Annotated in this window: 24 protein-coding genes; 17 read left to right on the top strand and 7 right to left on the bottom strand. The window is 71.0% G+C overall.

Annotation, left to right across the window (positions count from 1 at the left end; translation table 11 throughout):
* Positions 1-31 precede the first annotated feature (31 nt).
* The 6 genes from ABD733_RS04495 (at position 32) to nadE (ending at position 9,299) form a co-directional block, all read left to right on the top strand.
* Complete coding sequence (locus tag ABD733_RS04495) at positions 32-679, top strand: TetR/AcrR family transcriptional regulator (RefSeq protein WP_344793825.1); 648 nt, start codon at positions 32-34, stop codon at positions 677-679.
* A 105-nt stretch (positions 680-784) separates the two neighbouring features.
* Positions 785-3,328, top strand: a complete 2,544-nt coding sequence (locus ABD733_RS04490) for an MMPL family transporter (protein ID WP_344793824.1) — start codon at positions 785-787, stop codon at positions 3,326-3,328.
* Between the two features lie 192 nt (positions 3,329-3,520).
* A complete protein-coding gene (mtnN, locus tag ABD733_RS04485) occupies positions 3,521-4,240 on the top strand; it encodes a 5'-methylthioadenosine/S-adenosylhomocysteine nucleosidase (RefSeq protein WP_344793823.1) in 720 nt (239 codons plus the stop codon).
* Positions 4,241-4,334: 94 nt separating this feature from the next.
* A complete protein-coding gene (locus ABD733_RS04480; protein ID WP_344793822.1) occupies positions 4,335-7,700 on the top strand; it encodes a glucodextranase DOMON-like domain-containing protein in 3,366 nt (1,121 codons plus the stop codon).
* A gap of 47 nt (positions 7,701-7,747) precedes the next feature.
* Positions 7,748-8,467 (top strand): GntR family transcriptional regulator, encoded by a 720-nt coding sequence (locus ABD733_RS04475; RefSeq protein WP_344793821.1) that lies wholly within the window; start codon positions 7,748-7,750, stop codon positions 8,465-8,467.
* A gap of 10 nt (positions 8,468-8,477) precedes the next feature.
* Positions 8,478-9,299, top strand: a complete 822-nt coding sequence (gene nadE / locus ABD733_RS04470; RefSeq protein ID WP_344793820.1) for an ammonia-dependent NAD(+) synthetase — start codon at positions 8,478-8,480, stop codon at positions 9,297-9,299.
* Between the two features lie 7 nt (positions 9,300-9,306).
* Here nadE and ABD733_RS04465 read toward each other — a convergent pair whose 3' ends face one another.
* Genes ABD733_RS04465 through ABD733_RS04455 form a run of 3 tightly spaced genes read right to left on the bottom strand, consistent with a single transcriptional unit; the run spans position 9,307 to position 12,624 of the window.
* A complete protein-coding gene (locus ABD733_RS04465) occupies positions 9,307-10,764 on the bottom strand; it encodes an MFS transporter (RefSeq protein WP_344793819.1) in 1,458 nt (485 codons plus the stop codon).
* The gene (locus ABD733_RS04460) at positions 10,761-12,083 is read right to left on the bottom strand and encodes a M20/M25/M40 family metallo-hydrolase (protein WP_344793818.1); all 1,323 of its coding nucleotides are present in this window, start codon (positions 12,081-12,083) and stop codon (positions 10,761-10,763) included. The genes ABD733_RS04465 and ABD733_RS04460 overlap by 4 nt, the downstream gene beginning before the upstream one ends.
* 55 nt (positions 12,084-12,138) lie before the next feature.
* Positions 12,139-12,624, bottom strand: coding sequence for a glutathione peroxidase (locus tag ABD733_RS04455; protein ID WP_344793817.1), 486 nt, complete (start codon positions 12,622-12,624; stop codon positions 12,139-12,141).
* Positions 12,625-12,689: 65 nt separating this feature from the next.
* Between ABD733_RS04455 and ABD733_RS04450 the strand changes: the two genes are divergently transcribed.
* Positions 12,690-13,244, top strand: coding sequence for a gamma carbonic anhydrase family protein (locus tag ABD733_RS04450; RefSeq protein ID WP_344793816.1), 555 nt, complete (start codon positions 12,690-12,692; stop codon positions 13,242-13,244).
* A 12-nt stretch (positions 13,245-13,256) separates the two neighbouring features.
* Here ABD733_RS04450 and ABD733_RS04445 read toward each other — a convergent pair whose 3' ends face one another.
* Positions 13,257-14,813: an amino acid permease gene (locus tag ABD733_RS04445; RefSeq protein WP_344793815.1), complete on the bottom strand. Its 1,557-nt coding sequence runs from the start codon at positions 14,811-14,813 to the stop codon at positions 13,257-13,259.
* Positions 14,814-14,938: 125 nt separating this feature from the next.
* Here ABD733_RS04445 and ABD733_RS04440 point away from each other — a divergent pair, with 125 nt between their 5' ends.
* Together ABD733_RS04440 and ABD733_RS04435 are read left to right on the top strand one after the other, a co-directional pair.
* Positions 14,939-15,175 carry a hypothetical protein gene (locus tag ABD733_RS04440; RefSeq protein WP_344793814.1) on the top strand — a complete coding sequence of 79 codons (237 nt, stop codon included), beginning with the start codon at positions 14,939-14,941 and terminating at the stop codon, positions 15,173-15,175.
* Positions 15,176-15,233: 58 nt separating this feature from the next.
* Positions 15,234-16,421 carry a mechanosensitive ion channel family protein gene (locus ABD733_RS04435; protein ID WP_344793813.1) on the top strand — a complete coding sequence of 396 codons (1,188 nt, stop codon included), beginning with the start codon at positions 15,234-15,236 and terminating at the stop codon, positions 16,419-16,421.
* Between the two features lie 12 nt (positions 16,422-16,433).
* Here the strand turns inward: ABD733_RS04435 and ABD733_RS04430 are convergent, their stop codons facing one another.
* Positions 16,434-16,616 carry a hypothetical protein gene (locus tag ABD733_RS04430; RefSeq protein ID WP_344793812.1) on the bottom strand — a complete coding sequence of 61 codons (183 nt, stop codon included), beginning with the start codon at positions 16,614-16,616 and terminating at the stop codon, positions 16,434-16,436.
* Positions 16,617-16,693: 77 nt separating this feature from the next.
* Between ABD733_RS04430 and ABD733_RS04425 the strand changes: the two genes are divergently transcribed.
* Together ABD733_RS04425 and ABD733_RS04420 are read left to right on the top strand one after the other, a co-directional pair.
* The gene (locus tag ABD733_RS04425) at positions 16,694-17,548 is read left to right on the top strand and encodes a glycoside hydrolase family 16 protein (RefSeq protein WP_344793811.1); all 855 of its coding nucleotides are present in this window, start codon (positions 16,694-16,696) and stop codon (positions 17,546-17,548) included.
* Positions 17,549-18,700, top strand: a complete 1,152-nt coding sequence (locus tag ABD733_RS04420; protein WP_344793810.1) for an SLC13 family permease — start codon at positions 17,549-17,551, stop codon at positions 18,698-18,700. It abuts the gene before it with no gap.
* 36 nt (positions 18,701-18,736) lie between these two features.
* On the opposite strand, the gene ABD733_RS04415 is transcribed toward ABD733_RS04420, so the two are convergent.
* A complete protein-coding gene (locus ABD733_RS04415) occupies positions 18,737-19,573 on the bottom strand; it encodes a sugar phosphate isomerase/epimerase family protein (RefSeq protein WP_344793809.1) in 837 nt (278 codons plus the stop codon).
* Positions 19,574-19,657: 84 nt separating this feature from the next.
* The gene (locus ABD733_RS04410; RefSeq protein ID WP_344793808.1) at positions 19,658-20,626 is read right to left on the bottom strand and encodes a magnesium transporter CorA family protein; all 969 of its coding nucleotides are present in this window, start codon (positions 20,624-20,626) and stop codon (positions 19,658-19,660) included.
* A 132-nt stretch (positions 20,627-20,758) separates the two neighbouring features.
* Here ABD733_RS04410 and ABD733_RS04405 point away from each other — a divergent pair, with 132 nt between their 5' ends.
* The 6 genes from ABD733_RS04405 to chvE all read left to right on the top strand — a co-directional run bounded on the left by ABD733_RS04405 (position 20,759) and on the right by chvE (position 26,256).
* A complete protein-coding gene (locus ABD733_RS04405) occupies positions 20,759-21,049 on the top strand; it encodes a hypothetical protein (RefSeq protein ID WP_344793807.1) in 291 nt (96 codons plus the stop codon).
* 33 nt (positions 21,050-21,082) lie between these two features.
* Complete coding sequence (locus tag ABD733_RS04400; RefSeq protein WP_344793806.1) at positions 21,083-21,856, top strand: fructosamine kinase family protein; 774 nt, start codon at positions 21,083-21,085, stop codon at positions 21,854-21,856.
* A 105-nt stretch (positions 21,857-21,961) separates the two neighbouring features.
* Positions 21,962-23,593: an alpha,alpha-trehalose-phosphate synthase (UDP-forming) gene (gene otsA / locus ABD733_RS04395; RefSeq protein WP_344793805.1), complete on the top strand. Its 1,632-nt coding sequence runs from the start codon at positions 21,962-21,964 to the stop codon at positions 23,591-23,593.
* Positions 23,590-24,423, top strand: coding sequence for a trehalose-phosphatase (gene otsB / locus ABD733_RS04390; RefSeq protein ID WP_344793804.1), 834 nt, complete (start codon positions 23,590-23,592; stop codon positions 24,421-24,423). The genes otsA and otsB overlap by 4 nt, the downstream gene beginning before the upstream one ends.
* A 46-nt stretch (positions 24,424-24,469) precedes the next feature.
* On the top strand, positions 24,470-24,961 hold the full coding sequence (locus ABD733_RS04385) for a DUF2510 domain-containing protein (RefSeq protein WP_344793803.1): 492 nt from the start codon (positions 24,470-24,472) through the stop codon (positions 24,959-24,961).
* A gap of 161 nt (positions 24,962-25,122) precedes the next feature.
* Positions 25,123-26,256 carry a multiple monosaccharide ABC transporter substrate-binding protein gene (chvE, locus tag ABD733_RS04380; protein ID WP_344793802.1) on the top strand — a complete coding sequence of 378 codons (1,134 nt, stop codon included), beginning with the start codon at positions 25,123-25,125 and terminating at the stop codon, positions 26,254-26,256.
* The last annotated feature ends 10 nt before the right edge of the window (positions 26,257-26,266 follow it).

The raw sequence follows: 26,266 nt of genomic DNA, 5'->3' as shown, positions 1-26,266 counted from the left end.
CTGGGTGCATCGATGCACCTAGTGTGAGGACGTGCTCCAGACCGCGACCCCCGACCGCCGCGCCGCCCTCAAGGCGAAGCACCGCCAGGCGATCCTGGATGCGGCACAGGAGCTGGTCGACGAGCACGACGGGCGCACCTTCAGCGTCGAGGAGCTCGCCGAGCGCGCGGACGTCGCCCGCCGCACGGTCTTCAACCACTTCGCCTCCATCGACGAGATCCTCCTCTCGCTCTGCGCCCACGCGCTCGAGGTCCTGATCGACGACTTCGTGGGCGTCGTCGCGGCGGCCCCGCTCGGCGACGGCAGCCGGTCGTCGATGTTCGACGAGATCGCGCAGAGCCTCCGGTCGGCCGATCTGCCGGGCGCCATCGCGATGATCGCCAGGATCCTCGGCGAGCCCGACGACATCGACGACCCCCGAGGCCGGGCGCTCAGCGACGAGGCCTTCGCGCGCGCCGCCGACCGGCTCCAGACCGAGGTGAAGGGCCGTCACCCCGACGCCGACTCGCTCGAGATCGCGTTCCTGGTCGGTGCCCTCATGAGCGGCGTCATCGTCATCGCCAGGCACTGGATCCTCGAGACGGGCGTGCGTCTCGACGACGAGGGCCGTGCCGCCTGGCAGGCCCTCCTCTCGCGGCTGATCGACAGCGTCCGAAGCGGCTACGACGCCGCCCCCTGAACCCAGCACCCACGAATCCAGCACCATCCACCGCAGTCACGGGGTCCACCGGCGCACCCCCTCCACACGCCTCCTCAGGCACACGAAAGGAACGGGGCACAGCTCATGGCCGGTCTCCTCTACCGTCTCGGACGATTCTCGGCGCGCCGCCGATGGACCGTCATCATCGCCTGGGTGGTCATCATCGCCCTCGCCGGAGTCGGCTTCTCGCTCTTCAAGGGCCCCGTCTCGTCGTCGATCTCGATCCCGGGCACCGCGACCGAGAAGGTGACCGACGAGCTCGCCGCCAAGTTCCCGAAGGCGAGCGGCGGCTCCGGCAGCCTCGTCTTCGCGACGACCTCCGGCGACGCCTTCACGGACGCGCAGGAGAAGGGGGTCTCCGACCTCCTCGACCGGATCGACGGCTACTCGGGCGTCCGCGCGACGACCGACCCGTTCGCGACGCAGAAGCAGCTCGACGATCAGGAGCAGAAGGTCGTCGACGGCCGGAAGCAGATCGCCGACGCGAAGACGAAGATCGCGCAGGCGCAGGCGCAGCTCGACGCCGGAAAGAAGCAGCTCGACGCCGGCCAGGCGCAGCTGGACGCGGCGAAGGCCCAGGCCGAGGCCGCCGGTCAGCTCGCCGCGGCGCAGGCGCAGCTCGCGGCTCAGCAAGCCCAGATCGACGCCCAGCAGAAGACGATCGACCAGGGCCAGGCGACGATCGACGCCAACACGAAGAAGCTCGAGACGCAGAGCACGACCCTCGAGAACGGCTCGAAGCTCCTCGACCTGTCGTCGAACATCCGCTTCGTCTCGAAGGACGGCAGCGCGGCGGTCGGCAGCGTGCAGTTCCAGAAGGCCACCATCGCGGTGCCCCAGACCCTCAAGACGAAGGTCGTCGACGCGGCCGACGACTCCGGCATCTCGGGCGTGAAGGTCTACGTCTCGAACGACATCGCCCAGGGCGTCCCGAGCATCGTCGGCCCCGGCGAGGTGATCGGCCTCATCGTCGCCGCCATCGTCCTGCTCGTCATGCTCGGCACGATCATCGGCGCGGGGCTTCCGCTCCTGAGCGCCGTCGTCGGCCTCGGCGCCAGCGTCCTCGGAGCCATGGCGTTCTCCGGGCTCGTCGAGTTCAACTCCGTCACGACCGTCCTCGGCATCATGCTGGGGCTGGCGGTCGGGATCGACTACTCGCTCTTCATCCTGAACCGGCACCGGTCGCAGCTGAAGCAGGGCATGGGCCTCCACGAGTCGATCGGGCTCGCCAACGGCACCTCCGGCAACGCGGTCGTCTTCGCCGGCACCACCGTCATCGTGGCGCTCCTCGCGCTCAACATCACCGGCATCCCCTTCCTCGGCCTCATGGGCACGGTCGGAGCCGTGGCGGTGGCCGTCGCGATCCTGGTGGCCATCAGCTTCACGCCGGCGATGCTGTCGATCGTGGGCATGCGGATCCTGCGGAAGAAGGAGCGCGGCTCGATCGGCAACACGGCGTCGACCCGGGTGCCGAACAAGCCGATGTCGACTCTCCGCGCGATCATCACGATCGTCGTCGGCGTGGCCGTCCTCGGCACCATCGCCCTCCCCGCCATGCAGATGCGCCTCGGCCTCCCCGACGGCGCCTCGGAGGCGACCGACTCCAGCCAGTACCTCGCCTTCAAGACGGTCGAGAAGAAGTTCGGCGCCGGTCAGAACGGCCCGCTCCTGGTGGTGGCCGACCTGCCGCAGAAGGTGTCCGGCGACTCGCTGACGGAGGTCGAGATCGCTGTCGGGCAGAAGATCCGGGCGCAGGATCACGTCAGCGCCGTCGCCCCGATCGGCGCCTCGACCGACGGCACCGTCGTGGCCTTCCAGGTGATCCCGACCGGCGGCCCCTCGAGCGTCTCCACCGAGGACCTCGTCCACGCGCTCCGCGATCTGCCCGGCGTCTCGACGCCGAGCGGGAAGGCGACCCTCGGCGTGGCCGGCAACGCCAGCGCGCAGATCGACGTGTCCGAGAACCTCGCCAAGGTGCTGCCGCTCTACCTGGTGGTCGTCGTCGGCCTGTCGCTGATCATCCTGATCCTGGTGTTCCGGTCGTTCCTCGTGCCGCTCACCGCGACCGCGGGCTTCGTCCTGTCGCTCCTGGCGACGTTCGGCGGCCTGACCGCGATCTACCAGTGGGGCTGGCTCGACGCCGTCTTCGGCGTGCACGACCCGGGCCCGATCCTGAGCTTCCTGCCGATCATCGAGGTCGGCGTGCTGTTCGGGCTCGCGATGGACTACCAGCTCTTCCTGGTGTCGGGGATGCGCGAGGCCTTCGCCCACGGCGCGCCGGCGAAGATCGCCGTGCAGCGCGGTCTCCGCGCCGGGCGCCCCGTGGTGACGGCCGCCGCGATCATCATGATGAGCGTGTTCGCCGGCTTCATCTTCTCGGAGTCCTCGACCATCCGGCCGATCGGCTTCGGCCTGGCCTTCGGCGTGCTCGTCGACGCCTTCGTCGTCCGGATGCTGCTGATCCCCGCCGCGATGCACCTTCTCGGCGCGTCGGCCTGGTGGTTCCCGAAGTGGCTCGACCGCATCCTGCCCGACGTCGACGTGGAGGGCGCGAAGCTCGAGCGGCACGAGCCGGAGGGCGCCGCAGAGCACGTCCACGGCGCGCACGCCGCGCGGACGACCGCCTAGCAGCCGGGCCGGCTACTGCTTGGCGAGCGCCACGAACGCGGACACCGTCAGCACGAAGCCGGACAGCGCGATGATCCCGATCAGGACCCACAGGGCAACAACCACGGCGTCATTCCTCTCGTCGAAGTGCCACTATGGCATCCCCCGGCCCGCCGGGCGACCTCGGCTCGCAGGATCGGGCAGGCTGGCGGCATGAGACGGATCGTGCTGGTGGCCATGGAGGAGGAGGCCGCTCCGTTCCTCGAGCGGGCCTCCGACATCGACGAGGCGGTCCCGGTCGGCGGGTCGCTGCACCGCGACGTCGTGATCGACGGCACGTCGATCCTGCTCGTGCAGAGCGGCATCGGGTTCGTGAACGCGGCCGGCGCGGCGACGTCGGCGATCCTGCGCGCGGAGCTCATCGGGGGCCGCGTGGAGGCCGTCATCAGCGCCGGCACCGCCGGGGGACTCGGGCCGGGGCTCCGGGTCGGCGACGTCGCCGTGGGTGCGGAGTACGTCAACCTCGACGCCGATGCCCGTGTCTTCGGCTACCGGATCGGGCAGGTCCCCGGGATGCCGGCCTCCTACGTCGGCGACGCGGCGCTGCACGCCCGCGCGCTGTCGGGGGCCGCGCGGGCCGGCGCCTCCTGGTCGGTGCACTCCGGCCTGTTCGCGTCGAGCGACTCGTTCATGACGCCGGGGAAGTTCGCGCGCATCGAGCACGACTTCCCGGGGATCACGGCCACCGACATGGAGTCGATCGCGATCGCCCAGACCTGCCACGTGCACGGCGTCCCGTTTGTGTCGATCCGGGGGATCTCCGACCTCGCCGGTCCGACCGGAGCCGACGAGTTCGACTCCAACGCGCCCGCGGCGGCGGAGCGGTCCGCCGAGGTCGTGCTCTCGGTGCTGGCGTCGGCGCGACCCCGTTGACGACGGGCTCCGCGGCTCTTAGGCTCCCCACAGCACCCTCGAAGAGGCGGGTGCGCGCCCACTGATCCGGGCGCCGGAACCACCGAGGAGAACCGTGCTGCCTCAGCGCCGAGCAAGCAGAATCGTCCCGATCATCACCTCCGCCGCCGTCGTGGCAGCCCTCGCCCTCTCGTCGACGCCGGCCCAGGCGGCCCCTGCTGCGCGTCCTGCTCCGGCACCGACGGGCGAAGCCGCCGGCGCCCCGGGCACTGGGTCGACGCACGGCCTGTCGCGGAAGGACTGCGTCGGCACGGCCCGCAACACCACCAGCAGGATCTGGTTCACGGTCGCCGACGGCGTGCTCTCCGACGTCTACGCACCCACCGTCGACGCGACGAACGTGAAGAGCCTGCAGTTCCTCGTCACCGACGGGTCGACCTTCACCGACCTGCAGACCCGCGACACGACCTACACGGTGGCGAGCGACGCGACCGGGATGGCCTGCACCGTCACCAGCACCGCGAAGTCGAAGGCGTACAGGATCACGACCACCTACTTCGCCGACCCGTCGCGCGACAGCGTGGTCGCGAAGACCGCCTACTTCCCGCTCACGAAGGCCGCGAAGGCGTACCGGCTCTACGCGCGCCTCGACGCGACCGCCGGCGGGAACGGCGGGGGAGGGACGACCAACGCCGGAGGGGACACGGCGACGATCGACACCTCGACCGGGTCGAGCATCCCCGTCTCGTTCGACACGAAGACCACGAGTCAGGCGAACCGCGCGTACGCCGTCCCGAGCTACCTCGCCCTGAGCGCCGACCGCCCGTTCGGTGCTGTCAGCAGCGGCTTCGTCGGCACCGCGAGCGACGGGCTGACGCAGCTCGACGCCGCGCACCGGCTCGCCACGCCGACCGCGACCGCGACGGACGGCAACGTCGAGCAGACCGCCGAGGTGACCCTCGCGCCGGGGAGCAGGACCGCGACGCTGAGCCTCGGCTTCGGCACGACCCGGGCGCAGGCCGTCGCGACCGCGACGAGGACGAGCTCGACCGCGACCGGCGGCATGCTCGCCCGGTATGCCGCCGAGTGGCTCGCCTACGACTCCCGGCTCCGGCACCCGAGCTTCTCGCTCACCGGCCTGACGACCGCCCAGAAGCTGACCGCCGCCGCCGACTACTACCGCTCCGCCAACGTGGTCAAGGCCTCGGAGGACAAGACGTTCCCGGGCGCGATCGTCGCCGGGCTCGACGCCCCGTGGGGGCAGAGCGTCTCGGCGACCGACCCGGGCGACCAGTTCCACGCCGGCTACGGCGAGGTGTTCGCGCGAGACCTCTTCGAGGCCTGGACCGCGCTCTACACCGACGGCGACACCGCGACCGCGAGAGACACCGTCCGCTACCTCCTGACGAGGTCGCAGCAGGCGAACGGCTCGCAGCCGCGCAACTCCTACCTCGACGGCACGAAGGCCGCCGACTCGTTCAACGACCAGCTCGACGAGTCGAGCTACCCGATCCTGATGGCCCTCCAGTCCGGCCTCGGCGGCGACGACGCCCTGTGGCCGCACGTGAAGAAGGCCGCCGACTTCCTGGTCAGCCACGGCCCGAGCTTCGGCGTGGAGCGCTGGGAGGAGCAGACCGGCTACTCGCCCTCGACCATCGCGGCCGAGATCGCGGGCCTCGTCGCGGCCGGCACCATCGCCGGGCAGCACCACGACGCAGCGGCGCAGCGGCTCTACCTCGCCACGGCCGACCAGTACCAGCGCACCATCAAGGCGTGGGGTGTCACGACGACCGGCTCGCTGAGCGCCGACCCGTACTTCATCCGGCTCTCCAAGACCGGCGATCCGGACGCGGCGATCAGCTACAACCTCGGCAACGGGGGTCCGACGCTCGACCAGCGGGACGTCGTCGACCTGGGCTTCCTGGAGTACGTGCGCCTCGGGATCCTGCCGGCCTCCGACCCGACCGTCGCCGCCTCTCTGAAGGTGGCCGACACGACCCTGATGAAGCAGACCGCGACCGGGCCGGGCTGGCTCCGCTACAACGGCGACGGCTACGGCGACTGCTTCCAGCCGAGCGACTCGACCTGCACGACGACCGGGGCTCCCTGGACGAACGGGAACGTCGGCACGGGGCACCCGTGGCCGGTGCTCGGAGTGGAGCGGGCGCAGCAGTACCTCGCGACCGGTCAGCTGAGAAGCGCGACGGCGCAGCTCGCGACGCTCAACCGTCAGAACTCCGGCCCGGGGCTCGTCCCCGAGCAGGTCTGGGACCACCCGGACGTCGCCGCGTCGCCCTTCGGGACCGATCCGGCCACGGCGTCGATCGGCTTCGTGAACGGCGAGGCGGACGGCAGCGCCTCGCCGCTCAGCTGGGGCTCCGCCTCGCAGGTGCGCCTCACCGCCGACCTCGGCGCCGGCCGCTCGATCGAGCAGCCGCTCGAGGTGCGGAACCGGTACGTGACGCGCACGCAGGGCGCGACAACTCTGACGATCACGTCTCCGGCGGAGGGCGCCGTCGTCGGTTCGGCGACGGGCGGGAAGGTCACCGTGACGGGGACGGCGGCCGCAGGATCGACGGTGGACGTCTCCGACATCGCCACCGACGGCGACTCGGCCGCGTCCACGGCGACCACCACCGCCTCGGCGTCCGGCACCTGGAGCGTCCAGGTGACCTCGCTGCCCGGCGGCAACCAGCTCGTCGTCTCGGCGACGACGAAGGCCGGGGCCACCGCGCAGCTGACCCGCGCCCTCATCAACGACCAGGTCGCGGGCACGCTGCTCTTCAGCCAGGCCGACCCGGCCGGCGACGACTCCGGCCCGGGGAACTACGCCTACCCGACCGCCTCCGACTTCCACTCGGGAGCGTTCGACCTCCGGCAGTTCCAGGTCTACGACACCGGGTCGACCGTCACCTTCCGGGTGCAGACGGCCGACCTCACCGGCACCTTCGGCTCGACGAACGGCGCGCAGCTGGTCGACCTGTACGTGCACACGCCCGGGGGTGCTCCCACCTCGACGGCGGCCGCCTACCCGGGCATGAACTACTCCGTGAGCCCGGACGACGCCTGGTCGAGCCGGATCGAGGTCAACGGCTTCACAGCCGGGACCTTCGCCAGCGCGTCCGGCGCGTCGCTCGGCACGGTGACGTCGAGCGCGAACTCGGTGACGAGGTACATCACCTTCAGCGTCGACAAGGCGGCGCTCGGCGGGACGCCCGGCGCGGGCTGGGCCTTCACCGTGGCGCTGACCGGCCAGGACGGCACGCACGGCATCGACCAGACCCGCGCCTTCAGCCAGACCCCCGGCGCGTACTCCTTCGGCGTCTGCGCCGACGGTGCCCCGGCGTCAGCGCTCTGCTCCGCCGATCCGGGCAGTGTGCCGAAGGTGCTCGACACCCTGACCCCGGCGGGCGTCGCCCAGGCCGACGAGCTCGACTACACGGCGGGCCCGGTGGTGCTGCAGGGGGTGCCGCTCCCGTAGGGGGAGGGCCAGCGCTTCGGCACCCCGAGGTGGCATACCATTCGGGCATGAGTCCGGAGACGCGAATGGATCCTGCGCCGTCGCAGACGCACCAGGTGTACGCGAGCCTGCGGGCGGCGATCCTGAGCCTCGAGACCTCCCCCGGGGAGCGGCTGAGCGAGCGCGGCCTCGAGACCGCGTACGGGGCGTCGCGCACCCCGGCGCGAGCCGCGCTCATGAGGCTGGAGGCGGAGGGCCTCGTCGCCCGGGAGGGCCGCGGCTGGATCGTCAGCCCGATCGACCTCGGGGAGGTCCACGCCATCTCGGAGATGCGCGCCGCCGTCGAGTCGGCGGCCGTGCGGTACGCCGTCGAGCGTGCCGCTCCCGCGGACGTCGCGGCGCTCCGGGCGCTGCTGGAGGCCGACGAGGGGCCGGGCCGCGACAGCGAGGCGCGCGTCGTGCGCGCCGGGACCAACTTCCACGCCGAGCTGACCCGCCTGTCGGGCAACGCCGTGATGACGCAGACGGTGCAGGATGCGCTCACCCGCCTCGAACGGACCCGCTGGCTCGAGGTGCGGACCCCCGAGGCGCGTCAGGCCGCGTGGGACGACCACCTCGCCATCGTCGACGCCATCGCGAGGCGCGACGCCGACGCGGCCGCAGCCCTCGTCGAGCGGCACATCCACGGCACGAACGAGCGGCTGATCGAGGCCCTCACGGCCGAGCGGCGACGGTTCCGCGGCAGCGGTCTCGCGATCGTCGGCGACGTGCCGGGCCGCCCGGGCTAGCGTTGACCCCATGAGGCCACTGCAGAAGCACATCGTCGAAGAACTCCACGTCGCACCGACCGTCGATCCGGCGGCCGAGATCGAGCGCCGCGTGACCTTCCTCACCTCCTACATCGAGTCGACCGGCGCCGCGGGCCTCGTGCTCGGCATCAGCGGCGGTCAGGACTCCTCCCTCGCCGGGCGCCTCTGCCAGCTCGCGGTCGAGCGGCTCGCCGACCGGGGCCACGAGGTCTCCTTCGTCGCCGTGCGGCTGCCTCACGGGGTGCAGGCCGACGAGGAGGACGCCGTCCTCGCGCTGTCGTTCATCCGCCCGCAGCAGACCGTCACCTTCGACATCAAGGGCGCCGTCGACGGCTTCCAGGCCGAGTTCCTGCGCGCGACCGGCACCGGCATCTCCGACTTCAACAAGGGCAACGTGAAGGCGCGGTCGCGGATGATCGCGCAGTACGCCCTGGCGGGCCAGAGCAGGATGCTCGTGGTCGGCACCGACCACGCCGCCGAGGCCGTGACGGGCTTCTTCACCAAGTTCGGCGACGGCGGCGCCGACATCCTGCCGCTCACCGGCCTCTCGAAGCGCCAGGGCAAGGAGCTCCTCCGCCACCTCGACGCGCCCGAGCGGCTGTACCTGAAGGCCCCGACCGCCGACCTGCTCGACGAGAACCCGGGGCAGACCGACGAGGACAACCTCGGGCTGACCTACGACGTGATCGACGACTACCTCGAGGGGAAGGACGTCGACGAGACCGCCGCCGAGGCGCTCGAGACGCGCTACCTGCAGACCCGCCACAAGCGCGAGCTGCCGGTGACGCCGTTCGACTCCTGGTGGCAGTAGGAGCGCTTCAGGCGCGCTCTGCCGGCGCGGGCTTCCGCGGCAGGGCGGCCAGCACGACCCCGGCGAGCACGGCCGTGACCGCGCAGACCGACCACGCGGCGAGGTAGCCCGACAGCGGCGTCGGCGTCGAGGTGTCGACGACGGCCGGGTCGGTCGACACCCCGGTGGAGGCGAGCGAGATCGCGAACACCGCCGAGGCGATGGCCCCGCCGACGGTCTTCACCGTGTTGGTCATGCCGGTCGCGAACCCGGTGCGGTCGGCGGGTGCCGCGGAGGCCGCAGCCGCGGGGAGCGCCGCGACGAGCAGGCCGGTTCCGACGCCGGCGATCATCATGTTGACCAGCACTCCGCCGGGGCTGCCGTGGGAGGGCACGAACAGCCCGTAGCCGAGCCCGACCAGGAGCGCGGCGACGATGAGGGCGACGCGGGGGCCGAGGATCCTGGAGGCGACCGGCAGCAGGGCCGCCCCGACGATGGCCATCAGGATGTAGACGGCGATCAGGATCGACACCGCGGACGCGCGGAGCCCGAGCCCGTAGCCCGCCTCGGCCGGGTCGGTGCGGGCGAACGTCGACAGCGGCACCTGCGCCCCGAGCACCGACACCCCGAGCAGGAACGACGCCGCCTGCAGCGGCCACTGCCGCTTCGACAGCAGGAGGTCGACGTCGATGAGCGGCTCGGCCAGCCGCCGCTCGTACCGCGCGAACGGGACCACCACCGCGATCCCCGCGGCGAGCAGGAGCCAGGCGGGCCAGAACCCCGGCCCGAGCACCCGGATCACGATCAGAGCCGCCATCACGAGGCCGAGCAGCAGCGTCAGGAGCGCGAGCCCCGCCCGGTCGAACCCGGCGTCGTGCGTGCCCGGCCGGTCCTCGACGCCCACCCACACCAGCACCAGGCAGATCGTCACGACGCCGGCCGGGATCGCCAGCATGCCGGCGACGGGCAGGACGTCCGCGAGGTTCCCCGAGGCGAGCGACGCGGCGATGATCGCGACGTAGAGGGCGACCACCAGGATCGCCGCGGCCCGCCTGGTGAGGCGGTCCTGCGCTCCGCTCCCGGCCGTCCGCCGGTACACGATCGCCACCTCGAGCGGGAGCCAGACGACGTACGCGCCCTGGATCGCGTAGCCGACGAGGAACGCCGTGAAGGTCGGACTGACCACGAGGATCCACGATCCGAGCGCGGTCGCCGCGGTCGCGATCAGGAGGACCCTCTTGTGGCCGACGATGTCGCCGAGCAGGGCGAGGAACGGGACGGCGAGGGCCGACACGATGAGCTGGGCCGCCTCGAACCAGTTGACGTCTCCCGCGCGGATGTCGAGGTGGTCGGCGACCTCCCGCCAGACCGGCGTGTAGAAGCCCTGCAGGACCCCGCTCGCCACCTCCACGCAGACGAGGAACCCGACCACGGCGACGAGGCCCGACGCGGGTCTCGCCAGCCGGGGCCCGGCGGACGCGGTCACGACGGGAGCCCCTCGAGGAGGCGCCGGTACCAGGTGATCCCGTCGAGGAACGCCTCGACCTCCAGGTGCTCGTCGAACGAGTGGATCGAGGCCCGCTGCTCCTTCGTCATCCGGAACGGCACGAAGCGGTACACCCGGTCGCAGAGGCCGGTGAAGAACTGCGAGTCGGTCGCCGCCATCATGATGTACGGCGCCGGGACGGCGTCCGGGAAGACACCGGCGACGGTCCGTTCGAGCAGCCGGAAGGCGTCATCGAGCGGCGACACCGGGCTCGGCTCGCCCCGCTCCACCACCTCGATCTCGACGCGGCGGTCGGCGATCGCCCGCCGGACGTGCCGCACGGCGTCGTCCACCGTGTCGCCCACCAGGATGCGGACGTTCACTCCCGCAGTCGCGGTCGCCGCGATGACGTTGAGGGCGGGGGACCCCTCCAGGGTCGTGAGGGCGAAGGTCGTGCGGGTCATGGCCGCCGACTCCGGGCCGGCCGCGACGAGGGCTCGGGCGACGACGGGCCCGATCCTGCCCGCCCGGGCCAGGAGGCTGCGGAGCGGCAGCTTCGCATGCGGGGCCAGCCGGGCCAGCATCACGGCCGTGGTGTCGGGAAGGCGGGACGGCATCGGGGAGGCGTCGAGCCTCGACACGGCGCGCGCGATCCTGGCCGTCGGGCCGAGTCGTCGCGGCGTGGAGGCGTGGCCCCCGCGGCCGGTCGCGCGCAGCAGGAGCGACGTCGTCCCCTTCTCGGCGACGCCGATCACCGCGACGGGCGTCCCGACGCCGGGGAACGCCCCGTGCGCCACGGCACCGCCCTCGTCGAGGACGAACCACGGCCGCACACCGCGAGAGGTCAACCGGACGGCCGCGGCCCGGGCGGCGCTGCCCGAGACCTCCTCGTCGCAGCCGAACGACAGCCAGACGTCGCGAGCGGGCACGAAGCCCTCCTCGAGGAGCGCCTCGACCGCCTCGCAGATCGCGGTCAGGGCACCCTTGTCGTCGAGGGTCCCGCGGCCCCAGACCGCGCCGTCGACGAGGTCGCCGCCGAACGCGGGCCTCGTCCACGGGTCGGTGTCGGCGACAGGCACCACGTCGAGGTGCGCCATCAGGACGACGGGCGCCTCCGAGGAGCGACCCGGCCAGCGGACGAGGAGTCCGTGCCGCTCGACGGACGTCACCTCGAGGTCGGCGTGCAGCCTCGGGTAGAGCTCGCGCAGGGTGCGGAGGAAGGCGTCGAAGGAGGCGTGGTCGACCGCCTCAGGGTCTCTCGACGAGACCGTGGGGATCCTGATCAGAGCCTGGAGCCTCTCGACGGCGCTCGGTTCCATGCCCGAATGGTAGTGCCGCGGGCGCGGCAGGCGGGGCTACGCCCTTCTCGGAGGGCTACGCCGTGACGAGCGCCTCTTCGATGGCCGACACGATCTCGGGGGCGTCGGGCTCGGTCGTCGGCCGGAAGCGCCGGACGGTGCCGTCGGGCGTCACGAGGAACTTCTCGAAGTTCCACGACACCCGGCCGGCCTTGCCGGACGCGTCGGGCGTCTTCTTCAGCTCCGTGTAGAGCGGGTGCTCCGACCGGCCGTTGACCTTGACCTTCTCCATCATCGGGAAGGTGACGCCCCAGGTCGCCGAGCAGTACTCCTCGATCTTCTCGGCCGTGCCGAGCTCCTGCAGGAACTGGTTGCTCGGGAACCCGATGACCGTGAACCCGCGCTCGCCGTACTCCTTCTGCAGCGCCTCGAGCTTCTCGTACTGCGGCGCCAGGCCGCATCGCGAGGCGACGTTCACGACGAGCACGACCTTGTCGGAGAACTCCCCGAACGTGGTCTCGTCGCCGCGGAGGGTGGTCAGTTCGATGTCGTCGAGGCTCATACCGGAACTCTAGGACGGAGGCCCCGGAGCGACCTCCCGTCTCGGGAAAGTGACAGGCTGGCGGCATGAACACCGACTCCCACGTCCTGCCCTTCCGCGGCCGTGCGCCCTCGATCGACCCCACCGCCTTCGTCGCCCCGGGCGCCACCCTCGTGGGCGCGGTCTCGCTCGCCGCCGGAGCGAGCGTCTTCTACGGCGCGGTCCTGCGGGCGGACGTCGACTCGATCACGGTGGGGGAGGGCACGAACCTCCAGGACAACGTGTCGGTCCACTGCGACGCCGGGAAGCCCGCCCGGCTCGGCCGCGGCGTGAGCGTCGGACACGGCGCCGTGGTCCACGGCTGCACGATCGAGGACGACGTGCTCGTCGGCATGGGTGCGACGATCCTCAACGGCGCCGTCGTCGGTCGCGAGTCGCTCGTCGCCGCGGGCACGGTCGTCCTCGAGGGCACCGTGATCCCGCCGCGCTCGCTGGTCGCCGGCGTCCCGGGCCGGGTGCGTCGCGACCTCACCGACGACGAGGTCGCGAAGGTGCGGGCGAACGCCGAGGTCTACCTCGCGCTCGCCGCGGAGCACCTGGCGGCGTGGGCGGACGTCGCCGACGACGCCGACGACGCCTGAGCGGCTGCCCGCCTAGCCCTCGTCGCCGTCCTCGCGCGACACCTGGTTCGCCGCGTCGCGGCCGGTGATCGGGAACGGCCCGGTCACTCCCTCGCGGATCGAGGCGATCTGCAGGATCCGGTCGCGCTGCAGGAACCATCCCAGGACGAGCAGCGGGATGATGATGACGAGCGACGCCACCGTGATGCTCCCGATCGGCCAGTCGATGGCCATGAGCACGAGCACCGCGACGAGGAACGCGAGCGTCAGCCAGCTCGTGTAGGGCGCGCCGGGCAGGCGGAACCTCGGCTCCTTTGCCTTGCCCTCCTTGGCCCAGCGCCGCAGGCGCATCTGGCACAGGATGATCGTGCCCCACGCGGTCAGGATGCCGAGCGCCGAGATGTTGAGCACGATCTCGAACGCGGTCGAGGCGCCGACCATCGCGTTGAGCGCGACGCCGAGCAGCGTGATCGCCGAGGTCAGCAGGATGCCGCCGTACGGGACCCCGCCCTTCGACATGACGGTGGTGAACTTCGGCGCGGAGCCGTTCATGCCCATCGAGTGCAGCACCCGGCCGGTCGAGAAGAGGCCGGCGTTGAGGCTGGAGAGCGCAGCCGTCAGGACGACGAAGTTCATGATCGAGCCGACGATCGCACCGACGTGCGGGTTGCCGATGCTCGAGAAGAACGTGACGAACGGGCTCGTCCCGGCCTTGTAGGCGGTGTACGGGAGCAGCAGCGACAGCAGCACGATCGAGCCGACGTAGAAGACGGCGATCCGGATGATCACCGTGTTGATGGCGCGGGGCACGACCTTCTCCGGGTCCTGCGTCTCGCCGGAGGCGGTGCCGACGAGCTCGATCGCGGCGTAGGCGAAGACGACGCCCTGCACGACGATGACCGCGGGCAGGAGCCCGTGGGGGAAGACACCGGTGTCGCGGATCACGGCGAGACCCGTGTTCACGGGGTCTCCGTCGTGCGTGACCGGGAACGCGAACACGAGCCAGACGACCCCGATGACGAGGAACAGCACCAGGGCGGTGACCTTGATGAGGGCGAACCAGAATTCGAGCTCGCCGAAGACCTTGACCGCCAGGAGATTGACCGACAGCACGACGGCGAGGGCGACGAGGGCGAGCAGCCACTGCGGCGCCGAGGTGAACGGCTTCCAGTAGTAGAGGTAGAGCGCCACCGCGGTCGTGTCGACGATCGCGGTCATCGCCCAGTTCAGGAAGTACATCCACCCCGCCGCATAGGCGAACTTCTCGCCGAAGAACTCGCGTGCGTACGACACGAACGATCCGGACGACGGGCGGTGCAGGACGAGCTCGCCGAGGGCGCGCAGGATGAAGAACGCGAAGACGCCGCAGACGGCGAACACGATCGCGAGGGCCGGGCCGGCCGAGTTCAGCCGCCCGCCGGCGCCGAGGAAGAGCCCTGTGCCGATGGCGCCGCCGATCGCGATCATCTGCAGCTGACGCGGCTTCAGACCGTGCTGGAAACCGCTCTGCTCGTGCGAGAAGTCCTGCGCGACGAAGTCGTCGGGGGCTGTGTCGGGGGCGCTCGCGCCCCCCGTCGTGGGGGTCGTCATCCGGGCACGCTACCCGTCCTCACAGCCGACCGCCAGTCGGCACTTCCGGGGGCCTCGCCGAATCGTCAGCGGATGGACAGGTGGCGGCCGGTCGCCCCAGGGGCGAGACGAATAGTTTGGTCTGCGTGACACTCGCACGATTCGAACCGCTCCGCCGCCCGGTGGAGATCAGCACCAGAGCACTGACCGACAGCCTGACCCAGGTGCAGAACGGCCCCACCGTCCTCGGCTTCATCCGCACCCAGTGGAACGGCTACGCGGCCCTTCGCGGCACGCACCTCTCCGCGGCCCGCGAGGTCGGCTGCTACGCCACGCACGGCCTGGCCCTCGAAGCGCTCCGCCAGCGGCCCCGCTCCATCTGACCGGCCCGGCTCGGCACCCGTCCCGATCGCACGGCCGGGCGTCTGCTTGGCTGGAGGCATGTCGATGCCCTGGCTCCAACCCGTCCTGTCCGTGCTCGCCGCCGTCGTCATCGCGTTCGCGGTGTCGGCGATCCTGTCGGTCGTCCTCCGCGTCATCGCCAAGCGCGAGGACTGGGCGCGACGCCTGACCCTGAGGGTGCGGAGGCCGTTCCGGGCGGCCCTCGCCGTGGGGCTCGTCTGGGCCGCCTTCTCGACCGCGATGGACGACATCGCGCCCCGGTACCCCGGCCACGACTACGTGGAGCAGGCCTTCCGCTGCGTCTTCATCGCGGCGCTGGCCTGGTTCGTGGCGTCGCTGGCCATCTTCCTCGAGGACCTCGGTCTCTCGAGGTACCGGCTCGACCAGCCGGACAACCGGGTCGCGAGACGCGTCCGGACCCAGGTCCTGATCATTTGGCGGCTGACCGTGGCGGTGGTCGTGATCGTCGGCCTCGGCGCGATCCTGCTCGGCTTCCCCGGCGTGGAGGCCGTGGGCGCGAGCGTCCTGGCGAGCGCGGGGCTCGTCTCGGTGGTCGCGGGTCTCGCCGCGCAGTCGACGCTCGCGAACGTCTTCGCGGGGATCCAGCTCGCCTTCAGCGACGCGATCCGGGTCGACGACGTCGTGGTCGTCGAGACGCAGTGGGGCAGGATCGAGGAGATCACCCTCACCTACATCGTCGTCCACGTGTGGGACGACCGGCGCCTCGTTCTCCCCTCGACCTACTTCACCACGACGCCGTTCGAGAACTGGACGAGGCGCAACTCCGAGCTCCTCGGGGCCGTCGACTTCGACCTCGACTGGCGGGTGACGCCGGGGCGGATGCGCCAGGCACTCGACGCCGTGCTCGACGCGACCGACCTCTGGGACGGACGGGTCAAGGTACTCCAGGTGACCGACGCCGTGGGCGGGTTCGTCCACGTGCGGATCCTGGTCTCGGCCCACGACGCCGGGAACCTGTTCGACCTGCGCTGCCTGGTGCGGGAGGAGCTCATCGAGTGGCTCCACGAGCACAGCCCGCAGTCGCTGCCTCGCACCCGGGTGCAGTTGACCGAGGCCGAGAAGGCCGTCGGCGGCCGGGGTCAGCGATCTACGGCCACAGCCTCGGCGCTGTTCACCGGGGAGAACGCGGACTCCGAGCGCGCTGCGCTCTTCACGACGTCGATCCCCACCGTCGACCCGGAGGGACGGGACGAGCCCAGGGGATAGTCGTCGGCGTGGCTAGTCGTCGGCGTGGCTGGCCGCGTCGGCGACGTTCCCGACGGCGATGGCCGTCGAGGCCGCCCAGGCGAGCCAGAGGAGTGCGAGGCGCCAGTCGCGCGGACCGCTCTTGGTGGCGCGCAGCGCGCTGATGCCGCTGAAGACCGCCGAGATGATGGCTCCGTTGAAGAGGAATTTGCGCACGATGGGGGGCTCCTTGCTGTCGGTGTCCTCAATTTACGGGACTTCTGCTCGGAGTGCCCGGCCGGTACGGTCGGGCAATGCGCATACGGGCTCGAGGTCACCACCGCGGCAAGAAGCACCACCGAGCGAGGTCTGCGGCCCTCCTGACCGCGGTCGCGGCCGCTGCGACGGTCGTGATCGGCGTCGGACACGTGCCCGAGCCCGCCGACGCGGCCTCGACGGCCATGCCCACGGGCAACGTGACCTCCAACGGGCGCGTGTGGAAGCCGGTGGTGTCGCAGAACTTCTCGAAGAACGCCCCTCTCGGCACCTTCGTCAAGACCTACGGCTCGACCTGGGCCGGCTACTCGGGCTTCAGCGACACCTCGGGCAAGGGCACCTACGACCCCAACCGGGTGCTCTCGGTCGCTGCCGGCCACCTCGACTACTACCTCCGCACGCGGAACGGCCGCCCGGTCGTGGCGGCGCCGCTCCCCAACGGCTACAAGGCGCAGACCTACGGCCGCTACGCCATCCGCTTCCGCTCCGACGCCGTCGCCGGCTACAAGATGGCGTTTCTGCTCTGGCCGACCTCCGACAAGTGGAACGACGGCGAGATCGACTGGCCCGACGGCAACCTGGGCAGCAGGATCTACCCGGCCTCGGCCATCGTCGGCACCCAGACGGCCTCGGGCATGAAGTTCGACAAGCCGGCCGTCACCGCGGCGCCCACGATGGGCACCGGATGGCACACGGCCGTGACCGAGTGGACCTCCGGCCACGTCCGCTGGTACTGGGACGGGAAGCTGGTCGGGCAGACCACGAAGCCGAGCGGCGTGCCGACCAAGCCGATGCGCTGGACGCTGCAGGCCGAGACGAACACCGAGGGCAAAGCCGTCTCGTCTTCGGCACACGGTCACATCCAGGTCGACTGGGTAGTCCAATATAAGTAGGTGAAGACAGCCCTCATCGGCGCAGGCCTCGCGATCATCGGCCTCGTGGCCGCTGTCGTCGGCATCCTGTCGCCCCAAGCCCTCCTCGAGCTCCTCGATCGCGTCGCCCCCGTCCTGGGCTTCGTCATCGGCCTGACCATCGTGGCCGACCTCGCCGCGGAGGCGGGACTGTTCTCCTGGCTCGCCGGGATCGCGGCGCGGTTCTCGCTCGGCCGCGTCTGGGTCCTGTGGCTCCTCGTCGTCGTCCTGGCGCTGCTCTGCACGATCTTCCTGTCGCTCGACACGACAGCCGTCCTGCTCACCCCGGTGGTCGTGCTCGTGGCCAGGCGGGTCGGGGCGTCGCCGCTGCCGTTCGCCTTCACCACCGTGTGGCTCGCCAACTGCGGCTCGATGCTGCTGCCGGTCTCGAACCTCACGAACCTCCTCGCCGTCCACGCGCTCGGCTCGCCGCACCCGCTCGACTACGCCGCACTCGTCGCGCCGGCCGCAGCGGTGTCGGTCCTCGTCCCGCTCGTCGCCATCGCCGTCCGCTACCGGCGGGAGCTCGCCGCGACCTTCACCCCGGTCCCGGTCGACGCGGCCGCCGACCCGGTGCTGTTCCGGGTGTCGGCGATCGTCGTCGTCCTGCTCGTCCCGGCCCTCGTCACCGGCGTCGCCGTCTGGATCCCCGCCGCGGCAGCCGCCCTCGTGCTCATCGTCACGTTCGCGCTCCGGCGCCGCGAGGCGCTGAGGCTCACGCTCGTGCCCTGGGGGACGCTGCTGTTCGCGTCGGGCCTCTTCCTCGTCGTCGCGGCCGCGCAGGCCCTCGGACTCGCCCGGGTGCTCGGCGACGTCGTCGGCACCGGCGACTCGTTCGGCGACCTCCTCCGCCTCTCCGGCGGCGCCGCGCTGTCGGCCAACGTGGCCAACAACCTCCCCGCCTACCTCGCGCTCGAGCCCGTCGGCGGCTCGCCGCTCCGGCTGGTGGCCATCCTCATCGGCGTCAACGTCGGCTGCATCGTCACGCCGTGGGCGTCGCTCGCCACCCTCCTCTGGCACGGCCGTCTCACCGGACTCGGCGTCGAGGTGCCCTGGGGACGCTTCGCCCTGGCCGGCCTGCTCATCACTGTCGTGGCGCTGCCGCTGGCGATCCTGGCGCTGACGTTCGCCTAGGGTCGGCGCTCCGGGCGCCCTGAGGGAGAGGCCGCCTCAGGCGGAGCGGCGCTCCTGCGGGGCCGGGAGCCGCCGCACACCCGTCACCCGGAGGGCGTCGCGCGCGAATGCGAGGGTCTCGGTCAGCATCTCGAGGCGGGCGTCGGGGGATCCTGCCTTCTTGGTGTTCACCTCGGCCACGACGGAGCCCGACCAGTCGCGGAGGGCGAGCTCGCGGAGCACCGCAGCGACCGGCTCGACGCCGCGGCCGGGCACCAGGTGCTCGTCGAAGATGCCGCCGTCGTCCGACGACCTGGAGCCGTCGCAGAGGTGGACGTGCCGCAGGCGCGTGTCGAGCGCGCGGGCGAGCTCGAGGGAGTCGCGGCCGGAGAGGGACGCGTGCGAGAAGTCGAGCGTGGCGGCTGCGCACTCCATGTCGGACGGGTCCCAGCCGGGCGCGTACATCTTCATCGACCGTCCGGCGATCTTCCACGGGAACATGTTCTCGATCGCGATCGTGACGCCGTGCCGGGCGCTGATCTCGCGCACGATGTCGAGGAACCGCTCCGCGTAGCCGGACTGCCAGCGGAATGGCGGGTGCGCGACGACGGTCGGGGCGCCGGTCGCCACGGCGAGCTCGGCCGTCCGCTCCAGCTTCGCCTTCGGGTCGCGTCCCCAGACGAAGTGCGTCAGGAGGAGCACCGGGGCGTGGATCGACAGGATCGGCTGACCGTGCTCGGCCGCGAGCTCCAGCAGGCGAGACGCGCTGTGGGTGGCGGCGTCGTTGGTCACCATGATCTCGACGCCGTCGTAGCCGATCTCGGCGGAGAGGCGGAACGCCTGCTCGAGACCGAGAGGGAATGCGCTGGAGGTGCTCATGCCGACGCTGATCATGGCCAGAGGCTAGGCGCGGGCGGTGACCCGCCCGTGAACGCGATGTGGACCGCTGCGATATGTCATGCGGCGATCACGGGTCGGTCAGAGCCAGTCGCGCTTCTTGAACGACGAGTACAGCACGACACCGCCGACCGCGATCAGGACGCACGAGAGGGCGAAGCCCCACCAGGTGCCGAAGCCCGGGAACTGCAGGTTCTGGCCGAAGAAGCCCGTGATCGCGGTCGGCACGGCGATGATCGCCGCCCAGCTGGTCACCTTCTTCATCACGAGGTTCATCCGGTTGCTCTGGATGCTGAGGTTCGTGTCGAGGATCGTCGACACGAGGTCGCGGAGGCTGTCGGTCTGCTCGATCACCCGCAGGACGTGGTCGTAGACATCGTGGAAGTACGGCTCCATGTCGGGCGCGAACTTCGCGTCGTCGCGGCGGAGCAGCGTGTTCAGGATCTCGCGCATCGGGTTCACGATGCGGCGGAGCGACACGAGGCTCTTGCGGAGCGTGAACGAGCGCCGCTGCACCTCCATGGTCTGCTGGCGCGTGTCGAAGAGGCGCTCCTCGAGGCCGTCGATGGCGTCGTCCAGGCGGTCCGTGGTGTCGTACTGGTTGTCGACGATCCGGTCGAGGAGCCCCCAGACGAGGAACGCCACGCCCTTCGCCGCGAGATCCCTGTTGTCGTCCCAGGTCCGCTTCACCAGGTCGATGTCGAAGTCGTCCTCGTGGATCGTGACCATCGCCCGGTGCGTGATGAACGCCTTCACCTCGTGCGTCGCGAGCTCTCCGGTCGACTCGTCGAAGCCGGTGTCGTACATGACGGCGAAGAGGAAGTTCTCGTACCGGTCGAGCTTCGGCCGCTGCCCGTGCTCCAGGGCGTCCTCGATGGCGAGCTCGTGGAGGTCCATCTCGTCGCCGACCTTGTCCATGTCGGCCTGCGTCGGCGAGACGAAGTCGACCCAGATCATGCAGTCGCCCGAGGCGAGGTAGTCGCTGACGTCGTCGATCGGGAAGTCCTCGCCGACGAGCTTGCCGTCGCGGTAGGCGCGGGTGCGGTGCATGGGCTGATCGTATCCACCCCGCCATGAGCAGTCTGTGGGTCGTCGTCGTTTGACTCTTCCCCTGCTTAATGAAACATTCTACGTACTGCGTATCGACCACGGTGGTGGACGTTGTGGGGAGGAGCCGGCCGGATGACAGATCGAGAAGCTGGTGAGGAGCATCCTGAGCCGGCACCGACCCGGACCTTCGAGAAGCGCTGGTGGATGTGGCTCCTGGCCGTGCTGACTCTCGTCGCGACGACGGACGTCCGCATCCGGCTCGGCCGCGAGTGGGATCGCACGCTGCTGCTCGAGAGCGTCCTCGCCCTGGCCGGGATCGTCGTCACCTGCAGCCTCTGGCGGGGCCGGGTCGTCTCGGGTTTCCTCGCCATCGGGGCCGCGCTGACCCTCTTCACCGCGATCCGCGTCGCCGTAGGGAGCTGACGCTGCCCCGACAGGCAGGCGCAGGATGGACGCGTGAGCAGCTTCGTGAAGACCAGACCCGACGCCCCCGAGGGCTTCTTCGAGGCCGAGGCGGCCGGGCTCCGCTGGCTGGGGGAGGCGACCGCAGCGGGCGGCGCCCGGGTGGTCGGCGTCGAAGCGGTCGAGCCCGGCAGGATCACGCTCGAGGAGGTCCGCGAGACCCGGCCGACTCCCGAGGCGGCCCGTGCGTTCGGCCGAGCGCTCGCGGTGACGCACGACGCCGGCGCCGAGGCGTTCGGGGCACCTCCGTCCGGCTGGGAGGGCCCGTCGTTCATCGGCCGGCGCCCTCTGTCGACCAGGCCCGAGGAGTCGTGGGGCTCGTTCTACGCGAGCCAGCGGGTCGAGCCGTACGCCGCGGTCGCGCTCAGCGCCGGGACGCTCTCGGGGGAGGAGCACGGGCTGATCCTGCGCGCCTGCCGCCTCGTCGCCGACGGGGCCTTCGACGACGACGACCAGCCCGCCCGACTCCACGGCGACCTGTGGAACGGCAACGTGCTGTTCTCGCCGGGAGGCGTCGTCCTGATCGATCCGGCCGCGCACGGCGGGCACCGCGAGACCGACCTGGCCATGCTCGAGCTCTTCGGCTGCCCGTGGCTCGACGAGGTGCTCGCCGGCTACGACGAGGCCCACCCGCTCCGCCACGGACGGCAGGATCGCGTCCCCCTCCACCAGCTGCACCCGCTCGCCGTGCACGCCGCCGGACACGGCCGGAGCTACGGCGTGGCTCTGGTCCGGGCCGCCCGGGCCACCCTCGACCTCGCCTCCTGACGCGGGTGCCCGAACGGGAGTCCGAGAGCCCGCCGCCAGTCCGCTGATAGTGTCGGAGGCCCCGGGGGAGCGCTTCCCGGTGACCGAGTGGAGTTAGCTCACGCCATGTCAGACCAGCCCGATCGACCGGACCACGAGACCTACGGCTTCGTCGTCGTCTCCAACCGCCTGCCCGTCGACCACACCGTCGACGACGACGGCCAGGTCGTCTGGCAGCACTCGCCCGGCGGTCTCGTCACCGCGCTCGAGCCGGTCATGCGCGCCAACGACGGCGCCTGGATCGGCTGGGCCGGCAAGCCGGGCCTGACGTTCGAGCCGTTCGAGAACGACGGCATCAACATCGTCCCGGTGCCGCTCAGCGAAGAGGAGGTGCAGTGCTACTACGAGGGCTTCAGTAACGACACCCTCTGGCCGCTATACCACGACGTCATCTCCGCGCCGACGTTCCACCGGCTCTGGTGGGAGTCGTACGTCACCGTCAACCGCCGCTTCGCCGAGCGTGCCGCCGAGGTCGCCGAGAAGGACGGCGTCGTCTGGGTGCAGGACTACCAGCTCCAGCTCGTCCCGCAGTACCTCCGCGAGCTCCGCCCCGACCTCACCATCGGCTTCTTCAACCACATCCCGTTCCCGCCGCTCGGCATCTTCTCGCAGCTGCCCTGGCGCGAGAAGATCCTCGAGGGCCTCCTCGGCGCCGACGTCATCGGGTTCCAGCGCGCCGACGACGCGTCGAACTTCTCGCGCTCCGTCCGGCACCTCCTCGGCTACGCGACGACGCGCCCCTACATCGACGTCCCGGTCGACGACGAGTCGGCGTCCCTGTCGCGCCGCGGCCGCAGGGTCCGCCGCGTGGTCGCCAAGCACTTCCCGATCTCGATCGACTCCGCCGGGTTCGAGGAGCTCGCCCGGAGGCCCGAGATCCAGGCCCGCGCCCGCGAGATCCGCGAGGGGCTCGGCAACCCGAAGACGGTGATCCTCGGCGTCGACCGCCTCGACTACACCAAGGGCATCCGGCACCGCATGAAGGCGTTCGGCGAGCTGCTGGCCGACGGGCGCCTGAGCGTCGAGGAGGCCACCCTCGTGCAGGTCGCCTCGCCCTCCCGTGAACGCGTGGAGGCGTACATGGACCTCCGCGACGAGATCGAGCTCACCGTCGGCCGCATCAACGGCGACTACGCCACGATGAGCCACACCGCGATCAGCTACCACCACCACGGCTACCCGCGCGAGGAGATGGTCGCGCTGTACCTCGCCGCCGACATCATGCTCGTCACGGCCCTCCGCGACGGCATGAACCTCGTGGCGAAGGAGTACGTGGCGGTGCGTCACGACAACGACGGCGTCCTGATCCTGAGCGAGTTCGCCGGCGCCGCCGACGAGCTCCGGAGCGCCCTGCTGGTCAACCCGCACGACATCGGCGGCCTCAAGAACACGATCATGCGGGCCATCGAGATGCCGCGTCGCGACCGCGTGACCAGGATGCGCGCCCTCCGCAGGCGCGTGCTCGACAACGACGTGGCCCGCTGGTCGGCGAAGTTCCTCGAGGCGCTCGCCGACGTCCGGCCCGGTCACCGCATCGCCGCACCGCCGAAGTCGAGCTCGACCGTCACCTCCTCCGGGCAGGCGTCGTCGGCCCAGGCGGCGGAGGCGGCCGCCCACCGGATCGCCGTCCGCACGGCCTCGTCGGCATCTGCTCCTGCCTCCGGCTCCGCGGCCCCCTCGTCGGAGACAAACGCGTGACCGCCCCGATGCCCGGCCCCGGCAGCGCGCCCGGCCCCGACACGACATCGGCCGCCGACGAGACCGCCCTCGCCGACGCCCTGGGCAGGATCGCGACGACCCCGCACCTCCTTGTCGCTCTCGACTTCGACGGCACGCTCGCCCCGGAGGTCGACCACCCGCTCCAGGCGAGGGCCCTGCCCGAGGCGCACGCCGCGATCCTGCGCCTCATCGCCCTTCCCGACACCTCGGTCGCGCTCGTCTCCGGGCGGTCGCTCGAGAGCCTGATCGAGGTCGCCGAGGCGCCCGACGAGGTGCTCCTGGTCGGGTCGCACGGCGTCGAGTACCGCGTCGGCGGCGAGTCGGAGGTCGTCCTCACCGACGACGAGTCCGCGCTCCGCCACACGCTCGAGACGATCCTCACCGAGACGGCCGCGCCGCACGACACCGTCCGCGTGGAAGAGAAGCCCGCGGGCTTCGCGCTCCACACGCGCCTCGCCGACGAGGCGGTGACCGAGGAGGTCCTCGCCGAGGCGCGCCGCCGGGTCGCCGAGGAGGCCCCGGCCGCGACCGAGCGGGTCGGCAAGAACGTGCTCGAGTTCGCCGTCCGGAGCGCCTCGAAGGGCGACGCCGTCGTGCGCCTCCGCGAGATCACCGGATCGACGGCCGTGTTCTTCGCCGGCGACGACGTCACCGACGAAGACGGCTTCGCCGTGCTCGAGGAGTCCGACTTCGGGCTCAAGAGCGGCGGCGGCGACACGGCGGCCGCCTACCGGGTGGCAGGCCCCGCCGAGGTGGCGCACCTCCTCGAAGACCTCGCCGAGCTCCGCGCCCACCTCGGGCGCTCGTAGCCGCCGCCTGGCCACCCGCTCCGATCCGCGCACGACGACACCAGCCATGACCGACCTCCCTCCGCCCCGCACCCCCGCCGGCTGGTACCCCGACGGCGTCGCCGGGCGGGAGCGCCGCTGGGACGGCGACCAGTGGACAGAAGAGACCCGCGAGCAGCAGGATCGCGACGACACGTCGCCTGCCCCGGCCGTCCTGGTCGCCCGCGGCGTCACCGGCTTCGCCGAGATCGAGGGCTCGATCCTGCTCTACCGGTCGAAGCGCGACCGGCCGCCGCTCCAGCGGATCGACCTCCACACGGTCGAGCGCATCGTGGTGTCGCGTCGGGGGAGCGCCTTCGACGTCGTGCTCGTCGGCGCGCGGGGCGGGAGCAGGGCCCGGCCGAGCCTCTTCTCGGAGACGTCGCTGACGCGGAGCCCGCTGACGCCGGAGTCGGAGTGGGACGCCTTCCTCGAGGCCCTGGAGGCGGCGGTCGCCCGCGCCGTGCCGAAGTTCCGGCCGGACGACGTCCGCCGGAACTCCCGGTCGTTACCGAACTGAAATCAGCGGCGACGGGGGAGTCTCCGGACGCCCCTTATAGTTGTGCGAGGTTGTGAGCGCTCACACCTGAACGCCAGGATGACGACGGTGTCGATTTCGACGTCCGGTTCGTTCTGAGCAACCCGACCACGATCACGATCACAAAGACGTAAAGGAACACCATGAAGACAAAGAAGTTCTTCGTCGGGGCGGCCGCCATCGGCCTCGCCCTGTCGCTCGCAGCCTGCTCCGGCGGCCGAGGCGCGACGTCCGGCTCCGGCTCCGACGCCGCCGGCTCGAACAAGGGCGCCCTCGTCGGCGTCGCGATGCCCACCAAGGTCTCCGAGCGGTGGATCAAGGACGGCAACGCGGTCAAGAAGGACCTCGAGGCCAAGGGCTACAAGGTCGACCTCGAGTACGCCGACAACAAGATCCCCACGCAGACCCAGCAGGTCAGCAACATGATCACCAAGGGCGCCAAGGTCCTGATCATCGCCTCGATCGACGGCGGCTCGCTCAGCGACCAGCTCGACGCGGCGGCGAAGGCCGGCATCAAGGTCATCTCGTACGACCGTCTCCTCACCGGCGACAAGAACGTCGACTACTACGTCTCGTTCGACAACTACAAGGTCGGCGTCGACCAGGCGAACAGCCTCCTGACCGGCCTCGGCGTCCTCGACAAGGACGGCAAGAAGACCGGCAGCAAGAAGGGCCTCAACATCGAGCTCTTCGCCGGGAGCCCCGACGACAACAACGCGACGTTCTTCTTCAACGGCGCCATGGCGACCCTGAAGCCCTACATCGCCGACGGCACCCTCAAGGTGCTCTCCGGTCAGACCGGCTTCACCCAGGCCGCGACCCTGCAGTGGGACCCGGCGACCGCCAAGGCCCGCATGCAGAACCTCGTCGCGAAGTCGTATTCGAACGGCGCCACGCTGAACGGCGTCCTGTCGCCCTACGACGGCATGTCGATCGGCATCATCTCGGCGCTCCAGGGCGCCGGCTACGGCACCGGCTCGAAGCCCCTGCCGACCATCACCGGCCAGGACGCCGAGGCCGCCTCGGTCAAGTCGATCGTCGCCGGTGAGCAGTACTCCACCATCTACAAGGACACCCGCAAGCTCGCGACCGAGTCCGTGTCGATGGCCGACGACCTGCTGAACGGCAAGAAGCCCGAGGTCAACGACACCAAGAGCTACGACAACAAGGTCAAGGTCGTCCCGACCTACCTGTTCCAGCCGACCGTCGTCACGAAGGACAACTACAAGAGCGTCCTGATCGACTCCGGCTACTACACCGAGGCCGACCTCAAGTAGGTCCCCTCGT

The sequence above is a fragment of the Frondihabitans peucedani genome, assembly GCF_039537585.1.
Classification (GTDB): Bacteria; Actinomycetota; Actinomycetes; order Actinomycetales; family Microbacteriaceae; genus Frondihabitans; species Frondihabitans peucedani.
Note: the sequence above shows the minus strand (reverse complement) of the source record. Positions and strands in the feature narration are given on the sequence as shown.

Excerpts from the sequence above, each read along its gene's own strand:
- ABD733_RS04490 (WP_344793824.1), top strand. The coding sequence starts at position 785 with ATGGCCGGTCTCCTCTACCGTCTCGGACGATTCTCGGCGCGCCGCCGA.
- mtnN (WP_344793823.1), top strand. The coding sequence starts at position 3,521 with ATGAGACGGATCGTGCTGGTGGCCATGGAGGAGGAGGCCGCTCCGTTC.
- ABD733_RS04475 (WP_344793821.1), top strand. The coding sequence starts at position 7,748 with ATGAGTCCGGAGACGCGAATGGATCCTGCGCCGTCGCAGACGCACCAG.
- nadE (WP_344793820.1), top strand. The coding sequence starts at position 8,478 with ATGAGGCCACTGCAGAAGCACATCGTCGAAGAACTCCACGTCGCACCG.
- ABD733_RS04460 (WP_344793818.1), bottom strand. The coding sequence starts at position 12,083 with ATGGAACCGAGCGCCGTCGAGAGGCTCCAGGCTCTGATCAGGATCCCC.
- ABD733_RS04455 (WP_344793817.1), bottom strand. The coding sequence starts at position 12,624 with ATGAGCCTCGACGACATCGAACTGACCACCCTCCGCGGCGACGAGACC.
- ABD733_RS04450 (WP_344793816.1), top strand. The coding sequence starts at position 12,690 with ATGAACACCGACTCCCACGTCCTGCCCTTCCGCGGCCGTGCGCCCTCG.
- ABD733_RS04445 (WP_344793815.1), bottom strand. The coding sequence starts at position 14,813 with ATGACGACCCCCACGACGGGGGGCGCGAGCGCCCCCGACACAGCCCCC.
- ABD733_RS04435 (WP_344793813.1), top strand. The coding sequence starts at position 15,234 with ATGTCGATGCCCTGGCTCCAACCCGTCCTGTCCGTGCTCGCCGCCGTC.
- ABD733_RS04425 (WP_344793811.1), top strand. The coding sequence starts at position 16,694 with ATGCGCATACGGGCTCGAGGTCACCACCGCGGCAAGAAGCACCACCGA.
- ABD733_RS04415 (WP_344793809.1), bottom strand. The coding sequence starts at position 19,573 with ATGATCAGCGTCGGCATGAGCACCTCCAGCGCATTCCCTCTCGGTCTC.
- ABD733_RS04410 (WP_344793808.1), bottom strand. The coding sequence starts at position 20,626 with ATGCACCGCACCCGCGCCTACCGCGACGGCAAGCTCGTCGGCGAGGAC.
- ABD733_RS04405 (WP_344793807.1), top strand. The coding sequence starts at position 20,759 with ATGACAGATCGAGAAGCTGGTGAGGAGCATCCTGAGCCGGCACCGACC.
- otsA (WP_344793805.1), top strand. The coding sequence starts at position 21,962 with ATGTCAGACCAGCCCGATCGACCGGACCACGAGACCTACGGCTTCGTC.
- ABD733_RS04385 (WP_344793803.1), top strand. The coding sequence starts at position 24,470 with ATGACCGACCTCCCTCCGCCCCGCACCCCCGCCGGCTGGTACCCCGAC.
- chvE (WP_344793802.1), top strand. The coding sequence starts at position 25,123 with ATGAAGACAAAGAAGTTCTTCGTCGGGGCGGCCGCCATCGGCCTCGCC.